We start from the raw sequence: 19955 nt of genomic DNA, 5'->3' as shown, positions 1-19955 counted from the left end.
TGGGGCCTCTAGCCGAGCGCCTTGCCCGGCAGCTCGACCTTCGCGCCCAGTTCCACGAGCTTCTCCATGAAGTTCTCGTAGCCGCGGTTGATCAGGTCGATGCCGTGGACCCGCGAGGTGCCCTCGGCGGCCAGGGCCGCGATGAGGTACGAGAAGCCGCCGCGCAGGTCGGGAATGACCAGGTCGGCGCCCTGGAGCTTGGTGGGGCCGGAGACGACCGCCGAGTGCAGGAAGTTCCGCGCGCCGAAGCGGCAGTGCGAGCCGCCCAGGCACTCGCGGTAGAGCTGGATGTGGGCGCCCATCTGGTTCAGCGCCGAGGTGAAGCCGAGCCGGGACTCGTACACCGTCTCGTGGACGATGGACAGGCCCGTGGCCTGGGTGAGGGCCACCACCAGCGGCTGCTGCCAGTCGGTCTGGAAGCCGGGGTGCACGTCCGTCTCCAGCGCGATGGACTTGAGCTGGCCGCCGGGGTGCCAGAAGCGGATGCCCTCGTCGTCGATCTCGAAGGCGCCGCCGACCTTGCGGTAGGTGTTCAGGAACGTCATCATCGAGCGCTGCTGGGCGCCCCGGACGTAGATGTTGCCGCCGGTCGCGAGCGCCGCGGAAGCCCAGGAGGCGGCCTCCAGGCGGTCCGGGAGGGCGCGGTGGTTGTAGCCGCCGAGCGAGTCCACACCGGTGATGCGGATCGTCCGGTCGGTGTCCATGGCGATGATCGCGCCCATCTTCTGCAGTACGCAGATGAGGTCCTCGATCTCGGGCTCCACGGCCGCGTTGGACAGCTCGGTGACACCCTCGGCCAGCACGGCCGTCAGCAGCACCTGCTCGGTGGCGCCCACCGACGGGTAGGGCAGCTCGATCTTCGTGCCGCGCAGCCGCTGCGGGGCCTCCAGGTACTGGCCGTCGGCCCGCTTCTCGATGGTCGCGCCGAACTGGCGCAGCACGTCGAAGTGGAAGTCGATCGGGCGGCCGCCGATGTCGCAGCCGCCGAGGCCCGGGATGAAGGCGTGGCCCAGGCGGTGCAGCAGCGGGCCGCAGAACAGGATCGGGATACGGCTGGAACCCGCGTGGGCGTCGATGTCGGCGACGTTCGCGCTCTCGACGTAGGTCGGGTCCAGGACCAGCTCGCCCGGCTCCTCGCCCGGCCGCACCGTCACGCCGTGCAACTGGAGCAGGCCGCGCACGACCCGCACGTCTCGGATGTCCGGGACGTTGCGCAGGCGGCTGGGCGCACTGCCCAGAAGGGCGGCGACCATGGCCTTCGGCACGAGGTTCTTCGCACCGCGGACACGGATCTCGCCCTCCAGCGGGGTTCCGCCGTGGACAAGCAGGACATCGTCGTTGACGGTCATGAATCTCGCGTTCCGATGAGTCGGGCAGGGGTCGGCCGATCACTTTGCGCAGGGGCCGGAGAGACAGGGTAATCGCCGATCACCCTTCGCCCGTAAGCCCGACTACCCGCCAGCCGTGTCACAACACGAACGGTTTCCCCGCGGGTACGTCCGGTCACCGCGGCGCCGCCCCCGCGTACGGACGTGCTTCCTGTTCATGCGCCTCCCGGCCCCCACGCGGGCCCAAGATGCGGGATCATGTCTGGCATGACCGAGGTGTCCTCGCTCACAGGGCGGCTGCTCGTGGCAACCCCCGCTCTGGCGGACCCGAACTTCGACCGCGCGGTGGTGCTCCTCCTCGACCACGACGAGGAGGGCTCCCTGGGTGTGGTCCTCAACCGCCCCACCCCGGTGGACGTGCGCGACGTGCTGGCCGGCTGGGCGTCCCTGGCGGGCGAGCCCGGCGTGGTCTTCCAGGGCGGGCCCGTCTCGCTGGACTCCGCGCTCGGCGTCGCCGTGGTCCCCGGCGGGGGCGAGGGGGAGAGCGCGGCCCCGCTGGGCTGGCGGCAGGTGCACGGCGCGATCGGCCTGGTCGACCTGGAGACCCCGCCCGAGCTGGTCGCCTCCGCCCTCGGCGCGCTGCGGATCTTCGCCGGGTACGCGGGCTGGGGACCGGGCCAGCTCCAGGACGAGCTGGACCAGGGCGCCTGGTACGTGGTCGAGTCCGAGCCCGGCGACATCTCCTCCCCGGCGCCCGAACGGCTGTGGCGCGAGGTGCTGCGACGGCAGCGCGGAGACCTCGCGATGGTGGCCACGTATCCGGACGACCCGTCGCTCAACTGATGCCCGTGAGCTTCAGTACCCTTGGGCCTATGAGCACTCTTGAGCCCGAGCGCGGGACTGGTACGGGGACCCTCGTCGAGCCGACGCCGCAGGTGTCCCACGGTGACGGCGACCATGAGCGCTTCGCCCACTACGTCCAGAAGGACAAGATCATGGCGAGCGCCCTGGACGGGACCCCCGTCGTGGCGCTGTGCGGCAAGGTCTGGGTGCCGGGCCGCGACCCGAAGAAGTACCCCGTCTGCCCCATGTGCAAAGAGATCTACGAGTCCATGAGCAGCGGTGGCGACAAGGGCGGGGACAAGGACAAGAAGTAACCCGTCCTGCCCCGCCCCGCTCCCTCGCGGAATGCCTCCGGCGCCCTTCCCCGTGAATTTCGCGCGTGTTTCACCGGGCGCCGGGGCAACGTCCCCCTGATACGGATTCCGGGCCGTGCACCGAGGTATTGCGGGGGCTGAAGTGACCGGTGTGATTCCTGATGTGATTCCGGCGCCGATGGAGGCGTACCGAGGACCGGGCGAGGGATTCGTGCTCGGTCCCGGCACCGCTCTGGCGGCCTCGGGGGAGGGCGCCGAGAACACCGCGCGCCGGCTTCGCGGCACCCTGGGCGCGGCCACCGGCTTCCCCCTGCCCCCGGCCGACGGCACCGGTGAGAACGCCGTACGGCTCACCGTCGACCCGCGACTCGCCGGGGAACTCGGCGCCGAGGGCTACCGGCTCGACGTCACGCCCACCGGTGTCGACCTGCGCGGCGGGGGCCCGGCCGGGCTGTTCTGGGGCGCCCAGACGCTGCGGCAACTGCTCGGCCCCGACGCCTTCCGCCGCGCCCCGCTGGCCGGCCGTACCTGGCTGCTGGCGCCGGTGCGGATCAGCGACGCGCCCCGGTTCGGCTGGCGGGGCCTGCTGCTCGACGTGGCCCGGCACTTCATGCCCAAGGAAGGCGTGCTGCGCTATCTCGATCTGCTGGCCGCGCACAAACTCAACGTGCTGCACCTGCACCTGACGGACGATCAGGGCTGGCGCATCGAGATCGAGCGGTACCCCCGCCTCACCGAGGTCGGCTCCTGGCGCGCGCGGACCAGATTCGGCCACCGCTCGTCCCCCTTATGGGAGGCGAAACCGCACGGCGGCCACTACAGCCAGGACGACATCCGGGAGATCGTCTCCTACGCCGCCGAACGGCATATCACCGTCGTCCCGGAAATCGATCTCCCCGGCCACTCCCAGGCCGCCATCGCCGCGTACCCGGAACTCGGCAACACCGATGCCGTCGACACCAAAGCCGTCACCGTCCGGGACGACTGGGGGATCTCCCCGTACGTGCTCGCCCCCACCGAGGCCGTGCTGCGGTTCTACGAGGGCGTGCTGGAGGAGGTGCTTGAGCTGTTCCCGTCGCCCTTCGTGCACCTCGGCGGCGACGAGTGCCCGCCGGACCAGTGGCGCGAGTCGGCCACCGCGCGGGCCCGCGCCGCCGAACTCGGGCTCGCGGACGTGGACGGGCTGCGCTCCTGGTTCGCCGGCCACTTCGGCGCCTGGCTCGCCGCGCGCGGGCGCCGGATGATCGGCTGGGACGAGATCCTCGACGGCCCGCTGCCGCCCGGCGCCGTGGTCTCCTCCTGGCGCGGACACCGGGGCGGGGAGATCGCCGCGCGGGCCGGGCACGACGTGGTCATGTGCCCCGAGCAGCACGTCTACCTCGACCACCGGCAGGCGCCCGGCGAGGACGAACCCGTGCCCGTCGGGTACGTCCGCACCCTGGCCGACGTCTACCGGTTCGAGCCCGTGCCGGCCGGCCTCACCGCCGAGGAGACCCGCCATGTGCTGGGCGCCCAGGCCCAGGTGTGGACCGAGGTGACCGAGGACGCCCCACGCGTGGACTACCAGGTCTTCCCCCGGCTCGCCGCGTTCGCCGAGGTCGCCTGGAGCCGGCTGCCCACGCCCGCCGAGCGGGACCTCGCCGACTTCGAGCGCCGGATGGGCACCCACTACCGGCGACTCGACGCCCTCGGTGTCGCCTACCGCCCGCCCGGCGGCCCCCACCCCTGGCAGCAGCGCCCCGGAGTGCCGGGACGGCCCTTCGCCGGACCGCCCCTCGAACCGGGAACCCCGGCCCCCGTGCCCTCGAACGCCCAGCCGAACGCGTAACGGGAGAACCACCCGGGCATCACCGAAGAGGGTCAATCGGACCCACCCGAAGATGCTGGTGTAAACGGGACCATCCGCCCGATGGAGTGGGTCAACACCCCTTGGCCGACCCGCGCGTCCGAGCCTTGCGAAGATGTGCCAGAGTTGCCACGTCCGCCCTGTCAGCACGTACCGTACGGCAGCACAGGCGCGACCAGGTGGGGCAGCGGGAAGGGGCAGCCGGTTTGACCACGCACGCACCGCAGGCGGCACAGGCCGTCACGCTGCCCACGACGCTGGACGAGGCGGTGGCGGCCCTGACCGCCATGCCCGCCGCGGTCCCCGTCGCCGGCGGCACCGACCTCATGGCTGCCGTCAACTCCGGGCAGCTCAGGCCCGCCGCGCTGGTCGGCCTCGGCCGGATCAGCGAGATCCGCGGCTGGCAGTACCAGGACGGCCACGCGCTGCTCGGCGCCGGCCTCACCCACGCCCGCATGGGCCGCCCCGACTTCGCCGCGCTGATCCCGGCGCTCGCCGCCGCCGCGCGCGCCGCCGGGCCGCCGCACATCCGCAACGCGGGCACCCTCGGCGGCAACATCGCCTCCGCCGCGCCCACCGGCGACGCGCTGCCGGTGCTGGCCGCGCTGGAGGCCACGCTGATCGTCGCCGGACCGGACGGCGCCCGCCGCGAGGTCCCCGTCTCGCACCTGCTGGCCGGGGTCGAGATGCTGCGCGGCGGCGAACTCATCGGCTACGTCCGGGTTCCGCTGCTGCACGCCCCCCAGGTCTTCCTCAAGGCCACCGGACGCACCGGGCCCGGCCGCTCCCTCGCCTCCGTCGCCCTCGTCCTCGACCCCGCCCGGCGCGGAGTGCGGTGCGCGGTGGGCGCCATAGCGCCCATGCCGCTGCGCCCGCTGGACGCCGAGCAGTGGGTCGCGCAGCTCATCGACTGGGACAACGACCGCGCCCTCGTCCCCGAAGCCCTCCAGGCGTTCGGCGAGTACGTCGCCGCGGCCTGCATCCCCGACCCGGTGCCGGAGCCGGACGGCACGGTCGTCCCGCTGCCGCCCGCGGTACTGCACCTGCGGCGTACCGTCGCCGCGCTGGCACGACGAGCACTGGGGAGGGCGCTGTCGTGACCGACGACCAGCGCGGACACGAGGACGACACGTCCCAGGGCGGCGGCCGCTGGAACCCGCTGCCCCAGGGCGAGTACGACGACGGCGCGACCGCCTTCGTCCAGCTCCCCGAGGGCGGCATCGACGCCCTGCTGGCCGGCGACAGCCCGCTGGCCGCGCCCGGCCACGGCTATGTGCCGCCCCGGATAACGACCCCGCCCGAGGGCGAGAACGCGTGGGGCGCCCAGGAGCAGTGGCCCGCCCAGGACGCTGTCCCGGACCGGCAGCCGCACGGCGACGACCGGTTCACCCACCAGCCCGAGGCGCAGGGGCACTGGGCTCCCGAGGAGACCGCCGCCGCGCCCGGCCACGACGTCACCGGGCAGTGGTCCGTGCCGGTCGCCGGGGGCGATCTGCCGGACGAGTCCGGCGAGTTCACCACCTCCGCGCTGGCCGAGCAGTGGGGCGCGGCCCCGCCCGTCCTGCCCGGCGGCGCGGCCGCGCCCTGGGTCACGGACACGATCGGGGGGGCGTGGGGGCCGCAGGAGCCCGCGGCGCCCGTCGCTGAGGCCGAGCCGGACGACGAGTCCACCGAGTCCACCGAGTCTCCCGAGTCCTCCGAGGCCGACGAGAGCCCCTTGGCGGCCCCTGAGGGCGCCTCTGACGGGCCGTCGAGCGAGGACGCGGCCGGGGAGCCCGAGGCGGCTCCCGAGGCCGTGGAGGAGCCCCTCGCGGCCGACGAGGCGAGCGAATCCGGCGAGGCCGAGGACGAGGAACCGCCACCCCCGCCCCAGGACGAACACCCCCTCGCCTCCTACGTGCTGCGCGTCAACGGCGCCGACCGGCCCGTCACCGACGCCTGGATCGGCGAGTCCCTGCTCTACGTGCTGCGCGAACGCCTCGGCCTCGCGGGCGCCAAGGACGGCTGCTCGCAGGGCGAGTGCGGGGCGTGCAACGTCCAGGTCGACGGCCGGCTCGTGGCCTCCTGCCTGGTCCCGGCGGTCACCGCCGCGGGCAGCGAGGTCCGTACCGTCGAGGGCCTGGCGAGCGGCGGCCACCCCTCCGACGTCCAGCGGGCGCTGGCCCGGTGCGGCGCCGTGCAGTGCGGTTTCTGCGTACCCGGCATCGCCATGACCCTGCACGACCTGCTGGAGGGCAACCCCGCCCCCACCGAGCTGGAGACCCGCCAGGCGCTCTGCGGCAACCTGTGCCGCTGCTCCGGCTACCGGGGCGTGCTCGACGCCGTACGGGACGTCGTCGCCGAGCGCGAGGCCGGCCTCGGTGCCGAGGCCGAGCCGGACGACCCCGCCGCGCGCATCCCGCACCAGGCGGGCCCCGGCTCCGGCGGCGTGCACCCCTCGGCGTTCGAGGCGCCCGGTGCCTTCGACGCGTTCGGCGCCCCGCAGGACCACCCGCACGACCCGCACCACGGCCAGGACGGAGGCCAGGCGTGAGCGACGAAGCCGCCACCGCGACCACGGCGGCCACAGCCCCCGCGGCCGAGCCGTTGCCGCACGGCCTGGGCGCCTCCCTGCCCCATGCCGACGCCCGCGCCAAGACCGAGGGCACCTTCCCGTACGCGGCCGACCTGTGGGCCGAGGGCCTGCTGTGGGCCGCCGTGCTGCGCTCCCCGCACGCGCACGCGCGCATCGTCTCCATCGACACCACGCACGCGCGCGCCATGCCCGGCGTACGGGCCGTCGTCACCCACGAGGACGTGCCCGGCACCTCCCGGCACGGCCGGGGCACCCCCGACCGGCCGGTGTTCGCCTCCGAGGTGGTCCGCCACCACGGCGAGCCCATCGCCGCCGTCGCCGCCGACCACCCCGACACCGCGCGGATGGCCGCCGCCGCCGTCATCGTCGAGTACGAGCCCCTGGACCCGGTCACCGACCCCGAGCGCGCCTTCGAGGCCGAGCCGCTGCACCCGGACGGCAACCTGATCCGGCACATCCCGCTGCGCCACGGCGACCCCGACGCGGCCGGCGAGATCGTCGTGGAGGGCCTGTACCGCATCGGCCGCCAGGACCCCGCGCCCATCGGCGCCGAGGCCGGGCTCGCCGTACCGCGCCCGGACGGCGGGGTGGAGCTGTACCTCGCCTCCACCGACCCGCACAGCGACCGCAACACCGCCGCCGCCTGCTTCGGGCTGCCCGCCGACCTGGTGAAGATCGTGGTCACCGGTGTGCCCGGCGCCACCGCCGACCGCGAGGACCAGGGCTTCCAACTGCCGCTCGGCCTGCTCGCGTTGCGCACCGGCTGCCCGGTGAAGCTCACCGCGAGCCGCGAGGAGTCCTTCCTCGGGCACGCCCACCGCCACCCCACCCTGCTGCGCTACCGCCACCACGCGGACGCCGAGGGCAGACTCGTCAAGGTAGAGGCGCAGATCCTGCTGGACGCGGGCGCCTACGCCGACACCTCCGCCGACGCCCTGGCCGCCGCGGTCTCCTTCGCGTGCGGCCCCTATGTCGTGCCGAACGCCTTCATCGAGGGCTGGGCGGTCCGCACCAACAACCCGCCCTCCGGCCATGTGCGCGGCGAGGGCGCCATGCAGGTGTGCGCCGCCTACGAGGCGCAGATGGACAAGCTGGCCAAGAAGCTGGGCCTGGACCCGGCCGAGGTGCGGCTGCGCAACGTCCTGGCCACCGGTGACGTGCTCCCCATCGGCCAGACCGTGACCTGCCCGGCCCCGGTCGCCGAACTCCTCACGGCGGTACGGGACTTCCCGCTACCGGCGCTGCCCAAGGACGGCCCGGAGGAGGACTGGCTGCTGCCCGGCGGCCCCGAGGGCGCGGGCGAGCCGGGCGCGGTGCGCCGGGGCGTCGGCTACGGCCTCGGCATGGTGCACATGCTCGGCGCCGAGGGCACCGACGAGGTGTCCACCGCGACCGTGCGCGTCCACGACGGCGTCGCCACCGTGCTCTGCGCCGCCGTGGAGTCCGGGCAGGGGTTCACCACGCTGGCCCGGCAGATCGTGCAGGAGACGCTCGGCATCGACGAGGTGCACGTGGCGCCGGTCGACACCGACCAGCCCCCGGCCGGCCCCGGCTGCCGGGGCCGCCACACCTGGGTCTCCGGCGGGGCGGTGGAACGGGCGGCCAAGATGGTCCGCACCCAGCTCCTCCAGCCGCTGGCGCACCAGTTCGGCATGTCCACCGAGCTGCTCCAGATCGCCGACGGCAAGATCACCTCGTACGACGGGGTGCTCTCCACCACCGTCACCGAGGCGCTGGAGGGCAAGGAACTGTGGGCCACCGCGCAGTGCCGCCCGCACCCCACCGAGCCGCTGGACGGCGCCGGGCAGGGTGACGCCTTCGTCGGCCTCGCCTTCTGCGCGATCCGCGCGGTCGTCGACGTCGACGTCGAGCTGGGCTCGGTACGGGTGGTGGAGCTGGCGGTCGCGCAGGACGTGGGCCGGGTGCTCAACCCCGCCCAGTTGGCGGCGCGGATCGAGGGCGGGGTCACACAGGGCGTGGGCATCGCGCTCACCGAGAACCTCCGTACGCCGCGCGGGCTGATCCGCCATCCCGACCTCACCGGGTACGCGCTGCCGACCGCGCTGGACGCGCCGGACATCCGGATCGTGAAGCTGGTCGAGGAGCGGGACGTGGTGGCGCCGTTCGGCGCGAAGCCGGTCAGCGCGGTGCCGGTGGTGACGTCGCCGGCGGCGATCGCGTCGGCGGTGCGGGCGGCCACGGGGCGTCCGGTGAACCGGTTGCCGATCCGGCCGCAGGCGGCTGTGGTCAACGCGCGGTGAGCTGAGGTTTGTTCGGCTGGGGCAGCCTTCTGCTCGGCTGGGGCTGCCTCCCGTCCGGCTGGGGTCGCCTGTTCGGCTGAACTCGCTCCGGCGAGGCAACGCGAACGCGTCCCCGTGCGTCTTCCGGCTCGGGGCGTTGTCAGTGGTGCGGTCTAGGGTTCTTGGAGTCCGAGGGTTCTTGGAGTCGGGGGACGGCCGCCGCACGCGGAGCCCGCCGTACCGAGTCCGATCGCGGGGGAGCGAGCCATGAGCATGACCGACGCCGAGGTCACGGCGATCACGCTGACCGAGGCCGAGCTGGACCGCTGGGTCACGCACGCGCCGACGCGCGGCCTGCTCGCCGGTCCCGGACTGCCCCCGGACACCGGCCCGCTGACCTTCGCCCCGCTGCGCGCGCACGGGCTGCGCCGCCTGGCCGACGCGACGGACGGCCCGTGCCGGCTCGCGGACGAGCTGCGGGACCGTCTGGTCATCGGGGAACTGCTCAACCCGGCCGGTCTGGAGCGCGAGTCGATACTGCTCGACGGCGCGACGGGCGAGGTGACGACTGCGTACCTCGTCGACCCGTCCCGTACGCGCCCCTTCGCGCCCTCGCTCACCACGATGCTCCGCTTCGCCGCCGTCACCGAGGAACTGGCGGGCCTGCGCGGCCGGTTCGCCTCCCTCGCGGGGCAGTACGGGCCGGGTGTCGCCGGTGAGGCGTCCCGCCGGCTGCTGGCGCTGTTCGAGGCGGGGACGGACGGCGCGGTCCCGGCGTACTGGAAGGCGGCGGCGCTGATCCGCCCGCTGTCCCTGGTCGCGGGGCCGGGGTCGGCCGGGCTGGTGCTGGAGATGCCGGGGCGGCTGCTGGACCAGGAGTTCGGGCACGGGCGGGTGGCCCGCTTCGAGGAGACCGACTTCCCGCCGACCCTCACCCACGGCCCGACGCGCCGCTTCCTCCGCGAGACGGGCCTGCCGGAGGAGGTGGTCGACACGGAGCTGCTGCTGCCGACGCTCACGGAGTACCACGCCGAGGAGTACGAGGCGCTCCCCGCCCACGCCGACCACCTGATCCGCCTGGGCGCCCTGACCCCCGACACCACCCTCGTCCTGGACGGCCGCACCGGCGCGGTCCTCACCTACGCGAATTCCACCCTCCACCCCCTCAACACCGACATCTCCACCCTCGCCTACACCCTCTGGCTCCTCCACCACGAACGCACCATCGACGCCCACCTGTCCCACGAGCTGACGACGCTGGCCTACGACCAGTTGGCGGCGGCGATGCTGGACACGCTCGCGGTCCTGGACCCGACGGGGGCGTCTGCCGGGAGCTCGTGGCACTACTGGACGGAGCTGCTGCGGGGGGAAGCGGGCGGGGTCCTCTGAGGGGCGCGGCACGGTCGCAGGACGGAGGGGCGGCGCCTGTGGGGTGCGGTGTCGGCCATCAGACGGGCACTCACTGGTCGTCGCGGGACATGACGTTGACGGCACAGGCCGATGCCCGGGAAACCGAGATGCCCCGACGGGTGCCGGGCGGGTAGCGTGCGGGCCATGTCGAGTCCTGAGTCAGACACGGTGGGGGCTTTCGGTCACGCCGTCAGCCCCCTGGACCACTGAGCCCGTAGCCCTGTCGTCGCGCCGCTCTCGCGGTGTGACGCGTGTGCGCGTGGGGCTGGCCGCGGTGACGAGATGACCTTCTCGTGCTTCTCTCACCTCGGAGCGACTCGATGCCTCTTCCTCTGTATCTGCTTGCCATGGCGGTCTTCGCCATGGGGACCTCGGAGTTCATGCTCGCCGGCCTCTTGCCGGACATCGCCTCAGATCTTGACGTCACAGTCGGGACAGCGGGCGTCCTCACCTCGGCGTTCGCGATCGGCATGGTCGTCGGGGCCCCTCTCGTGGCCGCGCTTGCCCGTAACTGGCCGCGGCGCGGCGCCCTTCTCGGGTTCGTGCTCGCCTTCGCGGCAGCTCACGCCGTGGGCGCCCTCACCACGAGCTTCGCCCTCCTGTTCGCCACCCGGGTCGTCGCCGCACTCGCGAACGCGGGGTTCCTTGCCGTCGCTCTGACGGCTGCCGCCCTGTCGGTCCCGCCCGGCAAAAAGGGACGCGCGCTGGCCGTCCTGCTGTCGGGCACCACGGTGGCCACGATCGCCGGAGTTCCGGGTGGGGCTGTGCTCGGCACGCTCCTCGGCTGGCGCGCCACCTTCTGGGCCGTCGCCGCTCTCTGCCTGCCCGCAGCGCTCGGTATCCTGACGGGAATCCCGGCAGGACGTGAGGGGGAGCCCGGCAGGCCGGCCCTGCGGGCGGAAATCGTCCAGCTCACCAGGCCGCCGCTGCTCCTGGTGATGCTGCTCGGTGCGCTGGTGAACGCGGCGACGTTCGGAAGCCTCACTTTCCTCGCACCCGTGGTGACCGACACGGCCGGGCTGGGCGAGTGGTGGATTCCTGTCGCGCTGGTGCTTTTCGGCGCCGGTTCCTTCTTAGGCGTCACTGTCGCCGGACGGCTCTCCGACCGGCGTCCCGGCCCGGTCATCGCAGTCGGCGGTCCGTTGCTGCTCATCGGCTGGCCGGCCCTGGCGGTGCTCGCCGATGAGCCGGTCACTCTGTTCGTCCTCGTGTTCGTGCAGGGCGCGCTGTCGTTCGCGCTGGGCAGCACCCTGATCGCGCGGGTCCTCTACGAGGCCGCAGGAGCCCCCACCATGGCAGGCTCGTACGCGACTGCGGCGCTCAACGCAGGCGCTGCCATCGGGCCCGTCATCGCCGGGGCCGCCCTCAGCACCGAAGCCGGGACCCGCGGGCCGCTCTGGGCGAGCGGACTCCTGGTCGCCATGGCGCTGCTCATCGCCTTCCCTCTCCTCACCGTCATCACGGCCGACCGGAGCACGGAGGTGCGTGCCGGTGGACATGCTTGAAGCTGATGGAGTGGCCGGCCGAGCGGGGAGGCACGAGTAGTTCAGGCCCTTCCGCTCTTTCTCCCCGGCCGGTGCGGCTTCCCGCGCGGCCTTGGAAAGCGGCTGCCCAGACTCTTGGGGCGAACGGGGCGGTCGTGCGATTGCGACGCGGGCATGGCCCGGAAGGGCGGTACCCCGTGAGGGTGCCGCCCTTCCGTTTTGCCTGGTCAACCGCCGGAGGCCGTGGCGGGAATCGAACCCGCGTAACTCGCTTTGCAGGCGAGTCCCTGAGCCACTCGGGCACACGGCCGTGTGTTGTGGAATGACCGTAGGGCGGGGTGGAGAAAGGGGGCAAGGGGTGCAATGTGACTGCCATGTGGTGTTCACAGGGGGTGGGGGCCTACGGCGAAGGTCGTAGGACAGGTAGGGCTTCGGACAGGGGTCAACCTGGGCTACGGGCCTTACTCTGGCCCCTATGGCCGCCCTTGATTCTTCCGACAGTGTTGTCGTCGACCCAGCCCGCCCGGAAGACCAGGGCGGGGTGTTGGGGCGGGCGCATCGGGCGCTCAGCGTGGGGATCGTTTCCGTCGTCCTGCTGATCGCCTTCGAGGCGACGGCCATCGGGACCGTGATGCCCGTCGCGGCGCGGGAACTGGACGGGGTGTCGCTGTACGCGTTCGCGTTCTCCGGGTACTTCACCACCAGCCTCACCGGCATGGTGCTCGCCGGGCAGTGGGCGGACCGGCGGGGGCCGCTGGCCGCGCTGGCCACCGGGATCGGGGCGTTCGCGGCCGGGCTCGTGGTGTCCGGGACCGCGCAGGTGATGTGGGTGTTCATCCTGGGGCGGGCGGTGCAGGGGTTCGGCGGCGGGCTGGTGATCGTCGCCGTGTACGTGGTCGTCGGCCGGGCCTACGCCGAGCGGCTGCGGCCCGCGATCATGGCGAGCTTCGCCGCCGCGTGGGTCGTGCCCTCCATCGTCGGACCGCTCGCCTCCGGCGCCGTCGCGGAGCACCTCGGCTGGCGGTGGGTCTTCCTCGGCATCCCGCTGCTCGTACTCCTCCCGCTGGGGCTCGCCCTGCCGCAGATCCGGCGCCGGGCGGGCGGACCCGTGGACCACGACGCCGGTACCCCCGCCTTCGACCGGCGCCGCGTCCGGCTGGCGCTCGCCGTCTCGCTGGGCGCCGGACTCGTGCAGTACGCGGCCCAGGACCTGCGGCCCCTCTCGCTGGTGCCCGGCATCCTCGGCGCCGCCCTGCTGGTGCCCGCCGTGCTGCGGCTGCTGCCGAAGGGGACGTACCGGGCGGTGCGCGGGCTGCCGTCGGTCGTGCTGCTGCGCGGGCTGTCGGCGGGGTCGTTCATCGCGGCGGAGTCCTTCGTACCGCTGATGCTCGTCACCCAGCGGGGGCTGTCGCCGACGCTCGCCGGGTTCTCGCTGGCCGCGGGCGGGCTGACCTGGGCGGCGGCGTCGTGGGTGCAGTCGCGGGACCGGATGGAGCCGTACCGGGAGCGGCTGATGACCTTCGGCATGGTGCTGGTGGCCGCCGCCATCGCCGTCGCGCCCGCGGTGCTCGTCCCCGCCGTGCCGGTGTGGACCGTCGCGGTCGCGTGGGGGTTCGGCTGCTTCGGGATGGGGCTGGTGATCTCCTCCACCAGCGTGCTCCTGCTCAAGCTCTCCGCCCCCTCCGAGGCCGGCGCCAACTCCGCCGCCCTCCAGATCTCCGACGCCCTCTCCAACGTCGTCCTCCTCGCCACAGCGGGCGCGGCCTTCGCGGCCCTGGGCTCCACAGGCGCCGAAGCCTTCGCGGCGGTCTTCCTGCCGATGGCGGCGGTCGCGCTGGTGGGGGCCTGGGTGACGACGCGGCTGCGGACGCCGGCGGAGTAAGCGGTATCAATCCGACTCCGCCGAACGGTACCGTTTTGTATGGCTATAAAGCTGCGTCTACGGGATGACCAGACGGAAGCCCTGTTGTTGCGGGCGGAGTTGGAGGGGATCAGCATGCACGCCGTAATCCTGAGGGCCGTGGACGCCTATCTGGCGCGGACGGCGCACGAAGCGCTGGTCCGTCAGGCGGCGAAGGAGCAGACCGCCAAGTGGGTCGAGCTGCTGAATCGGCTCAAGTGACCTGGGTCCATCTCTCAGCCCAGGATGTCGTGTCCATGGTCGAGGGTGATGACCGAGACACCTTTGTCAGCGACTTAGGGCTGCTGGGGTCCGTCCGGCGTACACCGGCCGTGGTTTGCGATGTTCGGGCAAGAGGTCTGCACTGACCTGTACCGACAAGACTGCCGCACTCCATCAATACCCGGCATGAACGGCCGGCAGTTGCGGGCGGACATCGACGCCGGTGAGCGGCTCGTGATCGGTGTGGCGACCGGGAGCATGGACGAGATCAAGGCCATCGCCGAGGCACTGCGCGACTTGGCCGAACCCCCACTGTGACGTCAGTCCCACCCGCCCCGCCCCCCGCCCCGTCCGAGCACGGCGGAGCCGGTGGCGCCGGTAGGGTGGCCCGGTTGTCATACGTAGCCGAGTTGCCCTACGCCCCCACCCCCGGAGACCGTGACTACCACCGCCGCTTCCGCCTCGAACCATCTGTCCCCCGCCTTTCCCGGCCGGGCCCCCTGGGGCACCGCCAGCAAGCTGCGTGCCTGGCAGCAAGGGGCGATGGACAAGTACATCCAGGAGCAGCCGCGTGACTTCCTCGCCGTCGCCACCCCCGGCGCCGGCAAGACGACCTTCGCGCTGACGCTGGCCTCCTGGCTGCTGCACCACCACGTCGTGCAGCAGGTGACCGTCGTCGCGCCGACCGAGCACCTGAAGAAGCAGTGGGCGGAGGCCGCCGCGCGGATAGGGATCAAGCTCGACCCGGAGTACAGCGCGGGCCCGGTCGGCAAGGACTACCACGGGGTCGCGGTCACCTACGCCGGTGTCGGCGTACGCCCGATGCTGCACCGCAACCGCTCCGAGCAGCGCAAGACACTGGTGATCCTGGACGAGATCCACCACGCCGGCGACTCCAAGTCCTGGGGCGAGGCGTGCCTGGAGGCGTTCGAGCCCGCGACCCGGCGCCTGGCGCTGACCGGTACGCCGTTCCGCTCGGACACCAACCCGATCCCCTTCGTCACGTACGAGGAGGGCAACGACGGCATCCGGCGCTCCTCCGCCGACTACACCTACGGCTACGGCAACGCGCTCGCCGACCATGTCGTGCGCCCCGTCATCTTCCTCAGCTACAGCGGCCAGATGCGCTGGCGCACCAAGGCGGGCGACGAGATCGCCGCCCGGCTCGGCGAGCCGATGACCAAGGACGCGGTCAGCCAGGCGTGGCGCACCGCGCTCGACCCGCGCGGCGAATGGATGCCGAGCGTGCTGCGCGCCGCCGACCAGCGGCTCACCGAGGTCAGGAAGGCCATCCCGGACGCCGGCGCCCTCGTCATCGCCTCCGACCAGGACTCCGCCCGCGCCTACGCCAAGCTCATCCGCGAGCTGACCGGCACCAAGGCCACCCTCGTCCTCTCCGACGACGCGGGCGCCTCCAAGCGCATCGACGACTTCAGCGCGAGCAACGACCGCTGGATGGTCGCCGTCCGCATGGTGTCCGAGGGCGTCGACGTGCCCCGCCTCGCCGTCGGCGTGTACGCCACCACCATCTCCACCCCGCTGTTCTTCGCCCAGGCCGTCGGCCGCTTCGTACGGTCCCGGCGGCGCGGCGAGACCGCGTCCGTGTTCCTGCCGACCGTCCCCGACCTGCTGACCTTCGCCAACGAGATGGAGAAGGAGCGGGACCACGCCCTCGACAAGCCGAAGAAGCAGGGCGAGGAGGACCCGTACGCCGAGTCCGAGAAGGAGATGGAGGAGGCGAACCGGCAGGAGGACGAGGACACCGGCGAGCAGGAGCAGTTCTCCTTCGAGGCGCTGGAGTCCGAGGCCGTCTTCGACCGCGTCCTCTACGACGGCGCCGAGTTCGGCATGCAGGCCCGCCCCGGCAGCGAGGAGGAGCAGGACTACCTCGGCATCCCCGGACTGCTGGAGCCCGAACAGGTGCAGTTGCTGCTCCAGAAGCGGCAGGCCCGGCAGATCGCGCACAGCAAGAAGCGGCCGGACACCGAGGCCGACCTGCTGGAACTGCCCGCCGAGCGCCGCCCGGTGGTCAGCCACAAGGAGATGATGGAGCTGCGCAAGCAGCTCAACACCATGGTCAGCGCCTACGTCCACCAGAGCGGCAAGCCGCACGGCGTGATCCACACCGAGCTGCGCCGGGTCTGCGGCGGCCCGGCGAGCGCGGAGGCGACCGCCGGCCAGCTCAAGCAGCGCATCGCCAAGATGGGCGAGTGGGCGACCCGGATGCGCTGAGGCGGGCGCCCGGGGCGCGTATGCGGACGAACACTGGCAGGCCGGAACGGGCCCTGACCGGATTCTGGACCGAGTCTTCCGCTGAGCGAACCGGCTCGCTACTGTCCCGCTACGCACACGCCCCGTGGCAGCGCCGCCGCGGAGCGCAGCCGTGAAGCGACGGGTCCGACAGCCGCCGGGCCGTCCTGCCGATCGGCGGCCTCTGATACGCGTCGCCGACGGGGCTCGGTGACGCGCGCCGCTCGGAGGGCGCCGACCTCACCGCAGAAGGAGGGGGCGTCGTGACCGCGGAGACCTCCCAGACGCTCGACCGGGGACTGCGCGTCCTCAAGCTGCTCGCCGACACGGACCACGGCCTGACCGTCACCGAACTGTCCGGCAGGCTCGGGGTGAACCGGACGGTGGTGTACCGGTTGCTGGCCACGCTGGAGCAGCACGCGCTGGTCCGCCGCGACCTCGGCGGCCGCGCCCGCGTCGGGCTGGGGGTACTGCGGCTCGGCCGCCAGGTGCATCCGCTGGTACGGGAGGCGGCCCTGCCCGCACTGCGCTCGCTGGCCGAGGACATCGGCGCCACGGCCCATCTGACCCTGGTCGACGGTACGGAGGCGCTCGCCGTCGCCGTGGTGGAGCCGACCTGGACGGACTACCACGTCGCCTACCGCGCGGGCTTCCGCCATCCCCTGGAACGCGGCGCCGCCGGCAAGGCCATCCTCGCCGCCCGCCGCTCCCCGGCCGAGGGCCCCGGCTACATCCTCACCCACGGCGAACTGGAGGCCGGCGCGAGCGGCGCCGCCGCCCCGCTCCTGGGCGTCACCGGCGTGGAGGGCAGCGTGGGTGTGGTCATGCTGAGCGACGCGGTCCCGGAGCGGGTGGGCCACCGGGTGGTGGAAGCGGCGCGCGAGGTCGCCGATGCGCTGAGGTAGCGCGTACCGGCACCGCTCGGCACAGGAGCCGCGCGTTAGATTTACCCCGTGCTCTCACGTCTCTCGCGTTCCCGGATCATCGCCCTGTGCTCCCTGCCCGTCGTGGGGCTGATCGGGGTCGCGGTGTTCGCGCCGTTGCCGTTCTCGGTGGCTCAGCCGGGGATGACGGCGAACGTGCTGGGCAAGAACGACGGCACGCCGGTGATCACGGTGGCCGGGGCGCCGACCCGGAAGACGTCGGGCGAGCTGCGGATGACGACCATCGAGGCGACCTCGCCGGGTACGCGGGTGTCGCTCGGACAGGTGGTCGACAACTGGTTCCGCACCGACCGCGCGGTGATGCCGTACGACGCGGTGTACCCGACCGGGGACACCGTCAAGGAGATCGAGAAGCACAACACGACCCAGATGCGGCAGTCGCAGGACGCGGCGACCACCGCGGCGCTGGACCATCTGCGCAAGGACCCCGACGACGTGAAGGTCACCCTGCGCCTCGCCGACGTCGGCGGCCCCAGCGCGGGCCTGCTGTTCAGCCTGGGCATCGTCGACAAGCTGGCCGGTGACGGCAGCGGGGGCGACCTCACCGGCGGCCGGACCATCGCCGGCACCGGCACGATCGACGCGGACGGCAAGGTCGGCGCGGTCGGCGGGGTGGCCCTGAAGACGCAGGCCGCCCGGCGCGACGGTGCCACCGTCTTCCTGGTGCCGAAGGCCGAGTGCGCCGACGCCCACACCAATCTGCCCAGGGGCCTGCGCCTGATCCCGGTCACCACCCTCGACGGCGCGGTGGACTCCCTCATCGCGCTGGAGAAGGGCACGGGCAAGATCCCGAGCTGCTAGACCTCGCCGAACTCCCCGGCCGCCTGCTCCACCAGCGGGATGATCCGCAGCGGCACCGGGTTCTCCATCACGATCGCCGTGGAGGCCCGCACGATGCCCTCGAAGCCCACCACCCGGTCGATGACGCGTTGCAGATCCGCGTTGGAGCGGGCCACCAGCCGGCACAGCATGTCCCCGGTGCCGGTCGTGGTGAGCAGCTCCAGCACCTCCGGCACCCCGTCCAGGTACGCCCGTACGTCCGCCCCCTGCCCCTGCCGGATCTGGAGCGTGGCGAACGCGGTCACCGGGTAGCCGAGCGCCGCGGCGTCCACCTGCGGGCCGAACCCCCGGATCACCCCGCGCGAGCGCAGCCGGTCCAGCCGGGCCTGGGCGGTGCCGCGCGCCACCCCGAGCCGCCGGGACATCTCCAGCACCCCGATCCGCGGCTCCTCGGCCAGCAGCACGATGATCCGGCCGTCCAGATGATCGATCGCCACGACGTCCTCCCCGGATGGTCATCCTGTACAGAAAGCGCGCCGGTACCGCCGTAAGGCTGAACACAGTGACCAGCGAATACGCGAACTATTGCGCACCTTGCAGGGCGGGGCCACCCTTCGAGCATGACGCAGACCACTCAGCACACTCCCGAAACCGCCCGGCGGGCCGACCCCTTCCCGGTCAAGGGAATGGACGCGGTCGTCTTCGCCGTGGGCAACGCCAAGCAGGCCGCGCACTACTACTCCAGCGCCTTCGGCATGCGCCTGGTCGCCTACTCCGGCCCGGAGAACGGCAGCCGCGAGACGGCGAGCTACGTACTGGAGAACGGCGCCGCCCGGTTCGTGTTCACCTCGGTGATCCGCCCCACCACCCCCTGGGGCGAGTTCCTCGACCGGCACGTCTCCGAGCACGGCGACGGCGTGGTGGACCTCGCCATCGAGGTCCCGGACGCCCGCGCCGCGTTCGCCTACGCCGTCGAGCACGGCGCCCGCCCCCTCGCCGAGCCGCACGAGGTGAAGGACGAGCACGGCACCGTCGTCCTGGCCGCCATCGCCACCTACGGCGAGACCCGGCACACCCTGGTCGAGCGCTCCGGCTACGACGGCCCGTACCTCCCCGGCTTCGAAGCCGCCGCCCCGATCGTCGAGCCGCCCGCCCGCCGCACCTTCCAGGCCATCGACCACTGCGTGGGCAACGTCGAACTCGGCAGGATGGACGAGTGGGTGGCGTTCTACAACAACGTCCTCGGCTTCACGAACATGAAGGAGTTCGTGGGCGACGACATCGCCACCGAGTACAGCGCGCTGATGTCCAAGGTCGTCGCGGACGGCACGCTGAAGGTGAAGTTCCCGCTCAACGAGCCCGCCGTCGCCAAGAAGAAGTCCCAGATCGACGAGTACCTGGAGTTCTACGGCGGCCCCGGCGTCCAGCACATCGCGCTGGCCACCAACGACATCGTGCAGACGGTACGCACCATGCGCGCGGCCGGCGTGCAGTTCCTCGACACCCCGGACTCCTACTACGACACCCTCGGCGAGTGGGTCGGCGACACCCGGGTGCCGATCGAGACACTGCGCGAGATGAAGATCCTCGCCGACCGCGACGAGGACGGCTACCTGCTCCAGATCTTCACCAAGCCGGTCCAGGACCGGCCGACGGTGTTCTTCGAACTCATCGAGCGCCACGGCTCGATGGGCTTCGGCAAGGGCAACTTCAAGGCCCTCTTCGAGGCCATCGAGCGGGAGCAGGAGAAGCGGGGCAACCTGTAACCCGGCTCCACACAAGCTGAGTCGGGGGCGCGAGGAGCGGTCGCGCCCCCGAC

At 72.6% G+C, this 19955-nt stretch carries 17 protein-coding genes and 1 tRNA gene; 15 read left to right on the top strand and 3 right to left on the bottom strand.

Annotated elements, in window-relative coordinates; all coding sequences use genetic code 11:
* Positions 1-8 precede the first annotated feature (8 nt).
* Positions 9-1349 (bottom strand): UDP-N-acetylglucosamine 1-carboxyvinyltransferase, encoded by a 1341-nt coding sequence (gene murA / locus ACZ3HQ_RS20170; protein WP_467512702.1) that lies wholly within the window; start codon positions 1347-1349, stop codon positions 9-11.
* A 246-nt stretch (positions 1350-1595) separates the two neighbouring features.
* On the opposite strand from murA, the gene ACZ3HQ_RS20165 reads away from it, so the two are divergent.
* From ACZ3HQ_RS20165 to ACZ3HQ_RS20130, 8 genes are all read left to right on the top strand, one after another.
* Entirely contained in the window at positions 1596-2171 is a 576-nt protein-coding gene (locus tag ACZ3HQ_RS20165) for a YqgE/AlgH family protein (protein ID WP_467512700.1), read from the top strand.
* Positions 2172-2200: 29 nt separating this feature from the next.
* Positions 2201-2485, top strand: coding sequence for a DUF3039 domain-containing protein (locus ACZ3HQ_RS20160; protein ID WP_030810948.1), 285 nt, complete (start codon positions 2201-2203; stop codon positions 2483-2485).
* A 154-nt stretch (positions 2486-2639) separates the two neighbouring features.
* Entirely contained in the window at positions 2640-4313 is a 1674-nt protein-coding gene (locus ACZ3HQ_RS20155; RefSeq protein ID WP_467512828.1) for a beta-N-acetylhexosaminidase, read from the top strand.
* 224 nt (positions 4314-4537) lie between these two features.
* Positions 4538-5431: an FAD binding domain-containing protein gene (locus ACZ3HQ_RS20150; RefSeq protein WP_467512698.1), complete on the top strand. Its 894-nt coding sequence runs from the start codon at positions 4538-4540 to the stop codon at positions 5429-5431.
* Positions 5428-6864, top strand: a complete 1437-nt coding sequence (locus ACZ3HQ_RS20145) for a (2Fe-2S)-binding protein (protein WP_467512696.1) — start codon at positions 5428-5430, stop codon at positions 6862-6864. Before ACZ3HQ_RS20150 ends, ACZ3HQ_RS20145 begins: the two co-directional genes overlap by 4 nt.
* Positions 6861-9167 (top strand): xanthine dehydrogenase family protein molybdopterin-binding subunit, encoded by a 2307-nt coding sequence (locus tag ACZ3HQ_RS20140; RefSeq protein WP_467512694.1) that lies wholly within the window; start codon positions 6861-6863, stop codon positions 9165-9167. Before ACZ3HQ_RS20145 ends, ACZ3HQ_RS20140 begins: the two co-directional genes overlap by 4 nt.
* Positions 9168-9413: 246 nt before the next feature.
* Complete coding sequence (locus ACZ3HQ_RS20135) at positions 9414-10535, top strand: SUKH-4 family immunity protein (RefSeq protein ID WP_467512692.1); 1122 nt, start codon at positions 9414-9416, stop codon at positions 10533-10535.
* A 341-nt stretch (positions 10536-10876) separates the two neighbouring features.
* Positions 10877-12061: a Cmx/CmrA family chloramphenicol efflux MFS transporter gene (locus ACZ3HQ_RS20130; protein ID WP_467512690.1), complete on the top strand. Its 1185-nt coding sequence runs from the start codon at positions 10877-10879 to the stop codon at positions 12059-12061.
* Between the two features lie 217 nt (positions 12062-12278).
* Here the strand turns inward: ACZ3HQ_RS20130 and ACZ3HQ_RS20125 are convergent.
* A tRNA-Cys gene (locus tag ACZ3HQ_RS20125) sits at positions 12279-12350 on the bottom strand.
* Between the two features lie 165 nt (positions 12351-12515).
* On the opposite strand from ACZ3HQ_RS20125, the gene ACZ3HQ_RS20120 reads away from it, so the two are divergent.
* The 6 genes from ACZ3HQ_RS20120 to ACZ3HQ_RS20095 all read left to right on the top strand — a co-directional run bounded on the left by ACZ3HQ_RS20120 (position 12516) and on the right by ACZ3HQ_RS20095 (position 18157).
* Positions 12516-13922, top strand: coding sequence for an MFS transporter (locus tag ACZ3HQ_RS20120; RefSeq protein WP_467512688.1), 1407 nt, complete (start codon positions 12516-12518; stop codon positions 13920-13922).
* A gap of 39 nt (positions 13923-13961) precedes the next feature.
* On the top strand, positions 13962-14162 hold the full coding sequence (locus ACZ3HQ_RS20115; protein WP_467512686.1) for a CopG family transcriptional regulator: 201 nt from the start codon (positions 13962-13964) through the stop codon (positions 14160-14162).
* Between the two features lie 186 nt (positions 14163-14348).
* Entirely contained in the window at positions 14349-14480 is a 132-nt protein-coding gene (locus tag ACZ3HQ_RS20110; RefSeq protein ID WP_467512684.1) for a hypothetical protein, read from the top strand.
* 120 nt (positions 14481-14600) lie between these two features.
* Complete coding sequence (locus ACZ3HQ_RS20105; RefSeq protein ID WP_467512682.1) at positions 14601-16394, top strand: DEAD/DEAH box helicase; 1794 nt, start codon at positions 14601-14603, stop codon at positions 16392-16394.
* A gap of 281 nt (positions 16395-16675) precedes the next feature.
* Positions 16676-17317, top strand: a complete 642-nt coding sequence (locus tag ACZ3HQ_RS20100; protein WP_467512680.1) for an IclR family transcriptional regulator — start codon at positions 16676-16678, stop codon at positions 17315-17317.
* A 48-nt stretch (positions 17318-17365) separates the two neighbouring features.
* Complete coding sequence (locus ACZ3HQ_RS20095; protein WP_467512678.1) at positions 17366-18157, top strand: S16 family serine protease; 792 nt, start codon at positions 17366-17368, stop codon at positions 18155-18157.
* Here ACZ3HQ_RS20095 and ACZ3HQ_RS20090 read toward each other — a convergent pair.
* A complete protein-coding gene (locus ACZ3HQ_RS20090; protein ID WP_467512676.1) occupies positions 18154-18633 on the bottom strand; it encodes an Lrp/AsnC family transcriptional regulator in 480 nt (159 codons plus the stop codon). The genes ACZ3HQ_RS20095 and ACZ3HQ_RS20090 overlap by 4 nt on opposite strands.
* Positions 18634-18756: 123 nt before the next feature.
* On the opposite strand from ACZ3HQ_RS20090, the gene hppD reads away from it, so the two are divergent.
* Positions 18757-19902 (top strand): 4-hydroxyphenylpyruvate dioxygenase, encoded by a 1146-nt coding sequence (hppD, locus tag ACZ3HQ_RS20085; protein WP_467512675.1) that lies wholly within the window; start codon positions 18757-18759, stop codon positions 19900-19902.
* Positions 19903-19955 lie beyond the last annotated feature (53 nt).

Source organism: Streptomyces sp. NPDC018263 (assembly GCF_055562575.1).
Note: the sequence above shows the minus strand (reverse complement) of the source record. Positions and strands in the feature narration are given on the sequence as shown.

Coding starts and splice junctions, on each gene's coding strand:
- ACZ3HQ_RS20160 (WP_030810948.1), top strand. CDS start 2,201: ATGAGCACTCTTGAGCCCGAGCGCGGGACTGGTACGGGGACCCTCGTC.
- murA (WP_467512702.1), bottom strand. CDS start 1,349: ATGACCGTCAACGACGATGTCCTGCTTGTCCACGGCGGAACCCCGCTG.
- hppD (WP_467512675.1), top strand. CDS start 18,757: ATGACGCAGACCACTCAGCACACTCCCGAAACCGCCCGGCGGGCCGAC.
- ACZ3HQ_RS20120 (WP_467512688.1), top strand. CDS start 12,516: ATGGCCGCCCTTGATTCTTCCGACAGTGTTGTCGTCGACCCAGCCCGC.
- ACZ3HQ_RS20165 (WP_467512700.1), top strand. CDS start 1,596: ATGACCGAGGTGTCCTCGCTCACAGGGCGGCTGCTCGTGGCAACCCCC.
- ACZ3HQ_RS20135 (WP_467512692.1), top strand. CDS start 9,414: ATGAGCATGACCGACGCCGAGGTCACGGCGATCACGCTGACCGAGGCC.
- ACZ3HQ_RS20110 (WP_467512684.1), top strand. CDS start 14,349: ATGAACGGCCGGCAGTTGCGGGCGGACATCGACGCCGGTGAGCGGCTC.
- ACZ3HQ_RS20130 (WP_467512690.1), top strand. CDS start 10,877: ATGCCTCTTCCTCTGTATCTGCTTGCCATGGCGGTCTTCGCCATGGGG.
- ACZ3HQ_RS20115 (WP_467512686.1), top strand. CDS start 13,962: ATGGCTATAAAGCTGCGTCTACGGGATGACCAGACGGAAGCCCTGTTG.